The sequence below is a fragment of the Flavobacterium procerum genome (genome assembly GCF_042431625.1).
Lineage (GTDB): Bacteria > Bacteroidota > Bacteroidia > Flavobacteriales > Flavobacteriaceae > Flavobacterium > Flavobacterium procerum.
Genome location: NZ_JBHLYW010000001.1, coordinates 340,892 through 352,806, shown reverse-complemented (window position 1 = coordinate 352,806; position 11,915 = coordinate 340,892). Strand labels below are relative to the sequence as shown.

Annotated in this window: 13 protein-coding genes; 3 read left to right on the top strand and 10 right to left on the bottom strand. The window is 34.2% G+C overall.

Translation table 11 applies throughout. The features are described 5' to 3' along the window. Window positions 1-311 precede the first annotated feature (311 nt). Complete coding sequence (locus ACFFLS_RS01575; protein WP_379683622.1) at window positions 312-1,547, bottom strand: ABC transporter permease; 1,236 nt, start codon at window positions 1,545-1,547, stop codon at window positions 312-314. Window positions 1,548-1,626: 79 nt separating this feature from the next. Next, the gene (locus tag ACFFLS_RS01570) at window positions 1,627-2,121 is read right to left on the bottom strand and encodes a YkgJ family cysteine cluster protein (protein ID WP_379683623.1); all 495 of its coding nucleotides are present in this window, start codon (window positions 2,119-2,121) and stop codon (window positions 1,627-1,629) included. A gap of 72 nt (window positions 2,122-2,193) precedes the next feature. Between ACFFLS_RS01570 and ACFFLS_RS01565 the strand changes: the two genes are divergently transcribed. Further along, a complete protein-coding gene (locus ACFFLS_RS01565; RefSeq protein ID WP_379683624.1) occupies window positions 2,194-2,901 on the top strand; it encodes a class I SAM-dependent methyltransferase in 708 nt (235 codons plus the stop codon). Between the two features lie 11 nt (window positions 2,902-2,912). Beyond that, on the top strand, window positions 2,913-3,458 hold the full coding sequence (locus ACFFLS_RS01560; protein ID WP_379683626.1) for a YfiT family bacillithiol transferase: 546 nt from the start codon (window positions 2,913-2,915) through the stop codon (window positions 3,456-3,458). A 74-nt stretch (window positions 3,459-3,532) separates the two neighbouring features. Here ACFFLS_RS01560 and ACFFLS_RS01555 read toward each other — a convergent pair whose 3' ends face one another. The 8 genes from ACFFLS_RS01555 to ACFFLS_RS01520 all read right to left on the bottom strand — a co-directional run bounded on the left by ACFFLS_RS01555 (window position 3,533) and on the right by ACFFLS_RS01520 (window position 10,007). Beyond that, the gene (locus ACFFLS_RS01555) at window positions 3,533-4,165 is read right to left on the bottom strand and encodes a 7-carboxy-7-deazaguanine synthase QueE (RefSeq protein ID WP_379683627.1); all 633 of its coding nucleotides are present in this window, start codon (window positions 4,163-4,165) and stop codon (window positions 3,533-3,535) included. Window positions 4,166-4,263: 98 nt separating this feature from the next. Next, a complete protein-coding gene (locus ACFFLS_RS01550) occupies window positions 4,264-5,931 on the bottom strand; it encodes a tetratricopeptide repeat protein (RefSeq protein WP_379683628.1) in 1,668 nt (555 codons plus the stop codon). Between the two features lie 16 nt (window positions 5,932-5,947). Next, window positions 5,948-6,871 carry a PstS family phosphate ABC transporter substrate-binding protein gene (locus tag ACFFLS_RS01545; protein ID WP_379683629.1) on the bottom strand — a complete coding sequence of 308 codons (924 nt, stop codon included), beginning with the start codon at window positions 6,869-6,871 and terminating at the stop codon, window positions 5,948-5,950. A 2-nt stretch (window positions 6,872-6,873) separates the two neighbouring features. Further along, window positions 6,874-7,104, bottom strand: a complete 231-nt coding sequence (locus tag ACFFLS_RS01540) for a hypothetical protein (protein WP_379683630.1) — start codon at window positions 7,102-7,104, stop codon at window positions 6,874-6,876. Beyond that, window positions 7,104-7,904 (bottom strand): energy transducer TonB, encoded by an 801-nt coding sequence (locus tag ACFFLS_RS01535; protein ID WP_379683631.1) that lies wholly within the window; start codon window positions 7,902-7,904, stop codon window positions 7,104-7,106. The genes ACFFLS_RS01540 and ACFFLS_RS01535 overlap by 1 nt, the downstream gene beginning before the upstream one ends. 37 nt (window positions 7,905-7,941) lie before the next feature. Next, complete coding sequence (locus ACFFLS_RS01530; RefSeq protein WP_379683632.1) at window positions 7,942-8,499, bottom strand: ExbD/TolR family protein; 558 nt, start codon at window positions 8,497-8,499, stop codon at window positions 7,942-7,944. 19 nt (window positions 8,500-8,518) lie between these two features. After that, a complete protein-coding gene (locus ACFFLS_RS01525; protein WP_379683633.1) occupies window positions 8,519-9,136 on the bottom strand; it encodes an ExbD/TolR family protein in 618 nt (205 codons plus the stop codon). Between the two features lie 46 nt (window positions 9,137-9,182). Then, complete coding sequence (locus tag ACFFLS_RS01520; protein ID WP_229355801.1) at window positions 9,183-10,007, bottom strand: MotA/TolQ/ExbB proton channel family protein; 825 nt, start codon at window positions 10,005-10,007, stop codon at window positions 9,183-9,185. 382 nt (window positions 10,008-10,389) lie between these two features. Here ACFFLS_RS01520 and ACFFLS_RS01515 point away from each other — a divergent pair, with 382 nt between their 5' ends. After that, complete coding sequence (locus tag ACFFLS_RS01515) at window positions 10,390-11,904, top strand: helicase HerA-like domain-containing protein (protein ID WP_379683634.1); 1,515 nt, start codon at window positions 10,390-10,392, stop codon at window positions 11,902-11,904. Window positions 11,905-11,915 lie beyond the last annotated feature (11 nt).

The window sequence follows — 11,915 nt, the reverse complement described above, 5'->3', positions numbered from 1 at the left end:
AACGCCCCTCCCTGGCCCCGATAGGAGCGGAAATCCTTTTGTGACGGTCCCGATAGCTATCGGGAGGCATAAAAGATTGAAGCGCATAGCGGGAAACGGCTCCTTAAAAAAACAAAGATAATCATGCTCAAACTACAAAGCGCGCTATACTTATTATATATGCAACAAAAAAACAAACCCGACAGGTTTTAGAAACTGTCGGGTTGAAACATATGTATATATCTATTCTAATGAATTTTAAAAAACAGTAGAAATGCGTTCTACAATATTAATCAAACAGAAAAACAAATTATCTTTCTCAGCTAATTTGATTAGTCATAACGAATTGCTTTTACGGGCGAAATCTTTGTTATTATAAAAGACGGAATAAGAAGTACAAGGAAACAAATTGTAACGGTCAGGAGATTCAACAATAGGATATAAATCCAATTTAAATAGACAGGCGCCTGATTTACATAGTAATTTTCGGGATTAAGCTGTATTACTCCAAATTGCTGTTGAATAAGAAGCAATGAGATTCCGATTAAATTCCCCCAAAACAAACCTCGGACGATTAAATAAAATGCATTGTACAGAAACACCTTTCGAACACTCCAATTATTGATCCCTAATGATTTCAAAATCCCTATCATTTGTGTGCGTTCCAAAATCAACACCAACAAAGCAACCACCATATTGATTGTAGCAACCAAGATCATTACAACCAAAATTACGATGATATTAAAATCAAACAACTTAAGCCAATCAAAAATATAACTGTATTTGTCAATAATGGTTTCGGTATCTAAATTTGACGAAGTCTGTTCGTAAATTTGAATTCCAGTTTCTTTAATTTTATTAAAATCTTTTACAAAAACCTCAAAAGCTCCAATTTGGTCTGGATTCCATTTGTTAATTCGCTGGATATGCCTAATATCTCCTAATATATAAGAAGCATCAAAATCCTGAAAACCCGAATTAAAAATTCCGGTGATTTTAAAACGACGTACATTTGGCATTTTGCCTTGTTCTTCTTTTATAAAGAAAGTATTAAACTGATCGCCTACTTTCAGATTGAGTCGATTTGCGAGAAATCGGGAAATAATAACATCTTCATTTAAGTTTTTAGAAAAATCAGGAAGCTTTCCTTCTACTACATATTCCTTTATACTTTCCCAATTGTAATCATCCCCAACTCCTTTAAAAACAATCCCCTCAAATGCATTTTCTGTCCTAATTATTCCGGCCTTACTTGCTACTGCTTGAATATGACTAACCTCTGGAACATTTTTGAAACGGGGATAAAAATCTTGTTTCTTAGAAATAGGAATCAAAGTAACATCAGAATTATTATTATCATAATTCGAGATAATAATCTGACCGTTAAAAGCAGAGACTTTGTCGCGTATTTTTTTCTGCAGGCCGATTCCGGTAGCCACAGAAACTATCATCATAATCATGCCGATTGCAATTGCAGAAATTGCAATTTTAATAATTGGCGACGATATGCTGCTCTTGTAATCTTTATTGGTAATAAGCCGTCTCGCTATAAAATATTCTAAATTCAATTTATTTGTATTACTTTAAAAATAACTATTTACAATTTCAAAAATACGTTTAAATAATCAATTTGTGTTCTTGATTTTTTCAAAGAGGTAATTTCTTTTTCATTTCTTCGACAATATTAAAAGCTGCTGGGCAAATTGCGACATTTTTTAAAGTCAAATCAGCTATTTGGTAAAACTTTTTTCTGTCAGTATGCGGAAATTCTCGGCAGGCTTTCGGTCTTACATCATAAATCATACAATAATTATCATTGTCCAAAAAAGTACAGGGAACATTTTGCAGCACATAATCCTTATCTTCATCGATTCGAAGATATTGATCAATAAACTGCTGTGGCTTTTGCCGAAAATGTTTTGAAATTCTTTCAATATCAGCCAAGGTAAACAAAGGGCCAGTTGTTTTGCAGCAATTGGCACATTGGAGACAGTCCGTTTTTCTAAATTCAGAATCATGCAAGTCCTGCATTATATAATCCAAATTTTTAGGCTGTTTCTTTTTGAGCTTATCAAAATACTTTTTGTTTTCGATATGCTTATCTTTGGCAGACTTATTTAAGTTATTTAAAATTTGTTTCAAGTCTAAAATTTAAAGTTGAGTTGCAAAATTACACAACTTTAAACTTGAAACCTTAATCTTTGAATTAAAACGATGAAAGATCTTTTTGGGAAAGCTATATTTGATTTCCAAACCAACAACGCACCGGAAGATATTATTACCGAAACCTCTATTTCCGAAGAAGATGAAATGAGTGTTGCCTATCTTTTTAGAAGCTATCCTGAAATGCCCGCAATAGAACAAAAAGCGCTTCAACTCGCCAAAGGAAAAATATTGGATGTTGGTTCCGGCGCCGGAAGCCATGCATTATCGCTACAAAATGAAAGACATTTAGATGTTACCGCTATCGATATCTCTCCAAAAGCAATTGAAACTTGTCTTTTGCGAGGAATTGAAAAGGCAGAGGTTAAAAATATTTTAGATTATGAAGGTGAAAAATTTGATACCATTTTGTTATTGATGAATGGAACCGGAATTTTCGGAAAACTTAAAAACTGCAATGAGTATTTAGCTAAACTAAAATCACTTTTAAATCCTGAAGGACAAATCCTGATTGACAGTTCTGACATCATATACATGTTTGATGAAGATGAAGATGGGGGTAAATGGATTCCATCTGACAATGATTATTACGGAGAACTTGAATTTACAATTTCGTACAAAGGCGAAAAAGAAGAATCTTTTGACTGGCTTTACCTAGATTATAATACACTTCAAAACGCCGCTATTGCAAACGGCTTAAAATGCGAGTTGATTTCAGAAGGAAGTCATTATGATTATTTAGCAAAACTATCCATTTAAATACTTACCAAATGACCGAACTAGATTTAGAAAAATTAAAATACCCGATTGGGAAATTTATCGCTCCTGAGAATTATTCCATCGTTTACATTGAAGAAAAAATCAATGAAATTGAAACTTTACCAAACAGACTCGAAAAAGAGGTACTACATTTAACTGACGAACAATTAGACACACCGTACCGCCCAGATGGATGGACAGTAAGGCAAGTAGTACATCATTGTGCCGAAAGCCATATGAATTGTTTTATCAGAATAAAGTGGGCCTTGACCGAAAACAATCCGGTAATTAAAGCTTATGATGAAGTTTTATGGGCAGAACTTCCTGATGATTTAAAAATGCCAATAGAGCCAACCCTAAATTTATTAAAAGGTCTTCATGCGCGTCTGGCTTTTATAATGAAGAATTTAACAGAGTCAGATTTAGAAAAAACGTTTATCCATCCTTCTGACAACTCAGAAAATAAAATCAAAAAGATTATCGGCTCTTATGCCTGGCACGGGAATCATCATCTAGCGCATATTACAACTTTAAAAAAATATAAAAACTGGCAATAAACAATCTGATTATTTTTTACACAGTTGTTTATCATTTAAACAAAAAATCTCTTCATTAGAAGAGATTTTTTGTTTTAAGGTATATTCAAGTATTTATGAGTCTGAAGGGAAACTCTCCATTTCGGATTATTCATAACATAATCTACAATAAGCGGCGTCATTTCTTCTTTTTTACTCCACTCTGGCTGTAAAAAGAGAATTGCATTATCATTTACTAATTCTGCCTGTTCTTCTGCAAATATAAAATCATGCTTGTTGTAGATTATAACTTTAAGTTCATCTGCATTATCATAAACAGTCTGTGTCGGCAATTTATTCTTTTTTGGCGAAAGACAAATCCAATCCCAAGTTCCCGATAACGGAAAAGCACCCGAAGTTTCAATATGAACTTTAAGATTTTTATTTTTCAGTTCCTGAGTAAGCAAAGTCATATCCCAAGACAATGGTTCGCCCCCCGTTACTACAACAGTATCTGCATAGCTTGAAGCATTTTTCACAATCAGATCAATACTTGTTGGCGGATGAAGTTCTGCATTCCAGCTTTCTTTTACATCACACCAATGACACCCGACATCACATCCTCCAATTCTAATAAAATAAGCTGCACGTCCTGTATGAAAACCTTCTCCTTGAATCGTATAAAACTCCTCCATCAATGGAAGCATAGCTCCTTTATTAACTTCTAACTGTATTTCTTTTGATAACATTACTTTGTTTTAAAGTGCAAAGATAGTCAATAAAATATGGAACAAAAAAACCGGTAGCTTTTTGAACTACCGGTTTCTATATAGACTAAAGGTCTAAATTATTTCAAAGACTTTAAAGATTGCGCTGCATAAGTATTTGCAGGATCCAAAACTAAAGTTTTATTGAAGTATTCAATTGCTTTAGCTTTGTCTGTATTTGCATAAGCGGCAGCGATTGAATTATAAGACTCAACTATTTTCTTAACTGTAGCAGGTTTAGCTAATTCTTCAGCACCTTTTGCAGTTGTTTTAGTAATGTACTCTTCGTAATTTTTGATAATCAAATCGTCTTTATCTAATAAACTGTTGATTCTTCCTTTATAAAGGTATGCTTCATCATAAGTAGGAGAAGCAACTAAAATTTTGTCAAAAGTAGCATCCGCAGCTTCTAAAGCAACTTTATCACGAGTCTCAGCAGTTTTTCCTGCGTTACCGTAGTAAATAGAAATTCCGTAGTAAACAGAATCATCTAAATAATTTTTAGATTCTTTATTACTTGCCCCAATCTCAAAAATAGCTGCTGCTTGAGCGTATTGTTTTTTACCGAATAAAGCTTTACCAAAATCAGCTAATTCTTCAGCAATTACAGGATCCATTTCAACTCCTTTTTTAATATCTGCAACACCAGCATCAAAAGCAGCTTGCTCTACAGCACCATCCGCAGCAGTTCCTTTTTTAATTTTAGATAATCCAAGATACAAATAATCTCTTCCGATTACTTTATTTCCTGGCGCTTTGATATAATCTTCGATAGATTTAATAGCTACATCAACATTTCCGTTTTCGTAAGCAGCATATCCTAAATATCTGAAAATTCTAGGGTTAACTTTATCTTGAGCAATCATTTTGTTAGCAACAACTTCTAGGTTTTTGTAATCTTTTACTAAAACCAAGAAATCAGCGTGACGCATTTTTGAATCAAGAGAGTAATCTGTTAAACTTAAATACTTCTCATAGTTTGTAATTGCATTTTGCAAATTAACTTTAGAAGTAGAAGGTTTGTTTCTTGCCCATTTGTAATATGTTTCAGCAAGCTCTCTGTAAACTGGTCCGTAGTTAGCATCTAGAGCAATAACTTCATTAAAAGATTTAATTGCTTCATCATATGACTTAGCATTTTTCAACAAAACTCCAGACTGCATTTTAGCTCTCAACAAAGTATTGTCTGCTGTAAATGCATCACGGTAAGCTTTGTAAGCATCGTTTTGATTGTTTGCTCCAAAGTAAGCATCTCCGATAGCCAAAAGAGCCTGAGCATTTTGTGGCTCAATTGCCAATGCACGTTGTAATACTGCAATTGCATTTTTGTAGTCAGGATTCTCAGAGTTCATATAAGCTCTACCAATGTAAATAAACTCATTTACATCTTTACGCTTCATATCTTTTGTTGCTAAAGTAAAATTAGCCTGAGCTGCAGCTGTATTTTTTGCATCAAGATCCAATTGTCCTAAACCAATATAGCTTAAGTTCTTTTTATCTGAAGCCTGTAATCCATTGTCGAAATAAATTTTCGCAGAATCAGCTACAGATTGATTTAGATAAACAGTTCCTAAAACAAAATTTGCCTCACCATCAGAAGGTTTTGCTTTGATGATTGATTTAAGAAGCGTTTTTGCTTTTTCGAATTGTTCAGCATCGATTGCTTTTTTTGCTTGATTGATGTCCTGCGCTTTTGCTACAGTAGCTGAAGCAGCCAAGGCAAGACTAAAAATTTTAAATTTATTCATCTTTATAATAATTAATTTATTCTTTATCGTTTATAATTTCGTTTCTAATCTTAAGTTTTCTGCTAGGTATTTTATACGGTAGCAGTCCTGATTTAAGAACGATTCTTTGTCCAATCTCTCCAGCTATAAATGAAGAGAACCCCATCCCTAGTCCAGTATAACCTTGACAATTTATAATAAACAAATCACGTGCCAAAGGATATTTCTCTTTCGCTAAGTCATTTTGAGTCGGACTGTAATATTTATTATCGTTTAAACCTTTAACGCTTAAGACATTAATTTTCTTTATAACTTCAGCCATATTAGGAGAAGGTTGTGAAAGCCAGTTTACACCAACAACACCAATCATTCCATCATTTTCTGAAACAAACTTAATTACTTCATCATTTGTTTTGAATGAAAAAACGCCAGTATTCGGAACATCTTTTACCTTCGCCAATTCTTTCATATATCGAACTGTGCTTGAGTTTGGATTATCAAAAACCAGCCCTTTTATTCTTGAGTCAGCTTTACCTTGCATAAAATCAATCACAGATTTCAACGCAATTAAAGTATCATTATTGCTTTTACTTGAAATTAAAGCTATAGCGTCTTGAGCAAAAGGTGTTACCCTTGGTTTGATTTTGCTTTTTTCAAATCTTTCCAGCTCTTCTTTAGTTAAATCTCTTGCAGTTACAGCAACTTTAACTTTCTGATTGAGCAGGTCATTTACAACTTCAGCCTCAGATTTAGGTTTCAAGCTTATTTTTGCGTCATAGTAAGTTCCTTCAAAAACAGCAACCTGATCCTCTACGATTGGTTTTACGGTTTCGTCAACAGTAATATCAATCGCTCCTTTTAAAATGGTTTCATTTCCAGCCTCATTCTTGCTTTTTTGGTTGCACATTGCAAACAAAAAGACAAAAACAATCAAGACTATTGCCTTACTATATTTCAACATACTTATTCGTCCTTAGAATTAATTAATCTCAAAAATCGTATCCCTGAGTAAACAATCAGCAGAATGCCGAAAGCATATCTGTATTTTGGCTCCATGTTTAAAGGAAGCTTTTCCCAAAACATAATCATTAAACCGAGTACAAGATAAATCAAAAAAAAGAGTATTCCTAAAACAAGAAGAAATCGCTCTTTGAGCGATTTCTTCTGAATATTATTAAGCATATCTTTTAACATTATTCTGCAGATTGAATAGTAATAGGTAGAGAGTAAAGAACCCTAACTTTTTTACCATTTTGCTCGCCGGGAGTCCATTTTGGACATTTTTTAAGAACACGAATTGCTTCTGCTCCTGTACCGTAACCGATATCCCTTAAAACTTTAATGTCGGTTAATGAACCGTCTTTTTCAACTACAAACGTAACGTAAACTTTACCTTTTAAACCTTCTTCTTCTGGAGTTTTATAGTTATTCCCTACGAACTTGTAGAATTTTTCAATCCCTCCAGGGAAATCTGGTTTTACTTCGATACCAGCTGTGTTATAAACTTGGTTATCTTCTTCTACCACTTGAGAAACTGGCCCTGTACCTACTGGTTCATCTACAGTTAAAACTGCATCCGGGTCTCCTTTGATAGTTTGATCACCAACTTTTTTGTCTTTTAAATCCACAATTTTTGGTGGATCTTCAGTTACTTCCTCAGCCTTCGCAACCACAGGTTTTACGAATTTCACCTGATCCACTTTTGGTGGCGGTGGTGGCGGTGGTGGTTGGTTTGGTTTAACTTCCTCTTTTTTAGGAGGTAATTTTACCGTTGCAATCTTAATATCTTTATTTTCTTCTACTTCAGTAGATTCTGGTAAAAGACTTGCAATAAGAGGAGCTGCAATAGCGAAGCTGAAGATAATCGAACCGATAACTAATGCTTTCACAGTAGTTTTTCCGTTTGATTTTCTCAGTTCATATGCACCATATATCTTATTACGTCCTTCGAATACGATATCAAGCCACTGATTTTTTATAATATCTAATTTCATATCTCTTGATTTTTAAGTTGACAAATTAAGATTACTCTTAGTTTTTCTCTGCCAATTTTGTTTCCTCTGGTGTAAATTCAGGAACGATAGCATAAGTATCAACTTTAGTAATCGCCATTTCATCCAAAATATCAACCAAATTGCGGTAATTTGATTTTTTTGTTGGCTTGATGATTACAATTATACCTTTTCCTGGGTTGCCTTTAGCAGCAGAATAAGCCAAAACACTTTGTTTTTGTTTTAACAATTCTTTACGGATACCATCTTTACCATATGCAATATCTTTAGGCCCTACTTTCGGAGCTTCCAACAATCCCATATAATATGTCATCTTATTGTCAGCTTTAAGCATTACTGTCATGGTACGATTCTCATCTACCTTCGTTTCATCTTTTTTTGTCTCGTCAGGATTTTTATCTGGCAAAGACAAATCCATCGATTGAGGTTTTGACAACGAAGTAGTCAACATAAAGAACGTAATCAATAAGAAAGCCAAATCCACCATCGCCGTTAAATCGACTTTCGAGCTTTGCTTTTTACTTCTTACCTTACCACCTTTGCCACCACCACCGTCGCCGGTATTTAATTCAGCCATTTTAGTGTATTTTTTTTAGTTAAAAGTCTTTTCCTCTCATACCTGTAACTAAGTTAAAGGAATTGATTTTTTGATCTTGCAAAATATCCATAATTTTTTTAATTTTTGGATATTCCTCTTTAGCATCTCCTTTAATTGCAATCTGCAATTCTTTAGTTCCTCCGCTAAGGTCAATTGTCGCTCTTCTCGCTACCAAAAGCCAATCTTTTAATTGGTTATCTGTAGAATCGATTGGAACTCCACCTTGCTGTGCTTTGCTTCTGTCCGCTGCTTTCATTTCAATGATTGACTTTAGACCTGTAATTGGCACACCAAAATCATCCATCAATGCAAATTTGTCTTTTTCGTCCTCAGTAAAAGTCAGACCGTATTTAGCGCCCATTCCTTCAAGAGTCTTTTTACGAGTCTCTCTACCTTTGATGTCAAAAAACACTTTTCCTTTACCTACTGTAATAATTGCCAAATCAGAATCTGGTAATTTACTTTGTACAGTAGATGATGGCGTGTCTACAGGAAGTGCCTCAGGCACTTTAGCAGTAGCGGTCAAAATAAAGAACGTTAGCAAAAGGAATGCAACATCACACATCGCAGTCATATCTGTCGATGTCGACTTTTTTTTCATTTTTATTTTAGCCATTATCTTTTATTTTATTTTGATATAAAAATTGAATATCAAAAATTAATTATTGTCTTAAACTTCCTCTGAATTTTCTGTAAGTATTAACGATAGTTGTACCAGCCTCATCGATAGAGTAAGTTAAATCGTCAATTTTAGCAGTAAAGAAGTTGTAAGAGATAATTGCTAATACAGAAGTAGAGATACCTGTTGCAGTGTTGATAAGTGCCTCAGAGATACCTGTTGCAAGAGCAGCTTGGTCTGGAGTACCAGCAGAAGCTAACGCACCAAACGCTTTAATCATACCTGATACAGTTCCTAATAATCCTCCTAATGTACCTAAAGATACTAAAGTAGAGATAATAGTCATGTTTTTCTCTAACATTGGCATTTCTAATGAAGTTGCCTCTTCGATTTCTTTGTGGATTACTTCAGAAGCTTCTTCACTGTTGAATCCTTCTTTTTTAACATCCTGATATTTAATTAAAGCAGATTTAATTGCATTTGCAACAGAACCTTGTTGTTTGTCGCAAGAAGCGATAGCAGCTTCGATGTTTCCTTCTTTAATGCTTCCTTGAACATTTTTCATGAATGTATCTAAATTTGCTTTTCCAGCAGCTTTAGAGATAACGATAAATCTTTCAATAGAAAAAACAACAACCATTAAAAACATACCTAATAATGCTGGTACAATGAAACCTCCTTTATATACCATCCCTAAAGTATTGATTGGGTGACCTGTTTCAGGATTCCCACCTTCAAAGTTAGCAGGAGAACCCATCACGAATTTCCAAATTAAAAACCCAACTAAGATACACGCTACAATAATGATCCCTGTAATCATTCCTCCCCCATTTGAAGTGCTCTCTTTTTTAACTTTAACGTTTGCCATTTTTTTTAAATTTTAATAGTTTTAAATAATTTTTATTTTTTAGTTATATTTAACTTGTAGAGGAGCAAATTTATACGTTTAGTTTAAATAAAAAAACTTTTTTTAATTTAATTGACCGAAATTTAACTTCAATTTAAAAAATATCTCATTAAATTGCCGACATCATTTTTTAGATAAAACAAAAAACAGGACGATAATTAGAAAAATTACAACGTTTTAGTAAATATTCAAAGATTCCATTGATATCTTCTTAAAAAGCTGAGAATTTTTTTTTTATTAATTTTTCAATCAAAAAAGGCTTTTTCTTACTAAAAAAAACCACATAAAAACACCACTAAAATCAAGCAATAATCTTATAATCATCTAAATTACAAATAAAAAAATGAATAAAAAAGATAATTTTATCGAGCACATTAACAACGGATATACAGCTAAAGGCGACACTATAACCCTAGGCGGTGCGATTTTAGATGGTGAAGCCGTTGCTGAAGCTGCTGTAAGGATTCCGCTTAAAACACTAAACCGCCATGGCCTTATTGCCGGAGCAACCGGAACGGGAAAAACAAAAACAATTCAGGTTTTTTCTGAGCAATTGTCTAATGCTGGAATTCCGGTATTGATGATGGATATTAAAGGAGATTTCAGCGGTATTGCAAAAGAAGGAAAAGAAGAAGGTTTTATTACCGAGCGCCATGCTAAAATAAACATACCTTATAATGTATCTTCTTTTCCTGTCGAGCTCATGTCTCTGTCAAAACAGAGTGGCGTGCGCCTCCGTGCGACTGTTTCAGAATTTGGTCCTGTTTTATTTTCAAGAATCTTAGACCTTAATGATACACAGGCAGGCGTTGTTGCGGTTATCTTTAAATATTGTGATGATAAACAAATGCCTCTACTGGATTTGAAAGACATCAAAAAGGTTATCAATTATATTACCGAAGAAGGCAAAGAAGAAATCACTGCCGATTATGGTAAAATATCGACTTCTACAACGGGAACTATTTTAAGAAAGATTATTGAACTTGAACAACAGGGAGGTGATTTGTTTTTTGGTGAACTTTCTTTTGAAACCGATGACTTAATGCGTATTGATGAAAACGGAAAAGGTTACGTAAATATCATTCGCTTGACGGATATTCAGGACAAGCCTAAATTGTTCTCGACTTTTATGTTAAGCCTTCTTGCTGAGATTTATCAAAAAATGCCCGAGAAGGGCGATGCGGCTCAGCCTGAATTAGTGATTTTTATTGATGAAGCCCATTTGATTTTTAATGAAGCGAGCAAAGCTTTATTAGAACAAATTGAAACAATTGTAAAACTGATCCGCTCGAAAGGTGTTGGTGTTTATTTTGTGACACAAAACCCAATGGATGTTCCGAGTGGTGTTCTGGCTCAATTGGGACTAAAAATCCAACATGCTTTAAGAGCTTTTACTGCAAACGACCGTCAAGCAATTAAGAAAACGGCTGATAACTATCCAACTTCTGAATACTATAAAACGGACGAATTGCTAACCAGTCTCGGAATTGGTGAAGCTCTCGTGACTGCGCTTAATGAAAAAGGTGTACCCACTCCTCTTGTGGCGACCATGATGCGTGCTCCGCAAAGCCGAATGGACATTCTTACTAATTCTGAAATTGACGAAATAAACAATAAATCAAAACTGGTAAAAAAATACAGCGAAGAAATAGACCGCGAAAGTGCCTACGAAATGCTGACCAAAAAAATTGACGAAGCAACTCAAACGGCAGCAGAACAACAAGCACCAAGCAGATCATCTAAAGCTGAACCAAGCACCACAGAAGTAGTAACCAAATCGGTTTTAAAAGTCGTAACAAGTGCTACCTTTATAAGAGGAGTTTTTGGTGTTTTGTCAAAATTCATGAAAAGCAAATAAAAATGAACTAT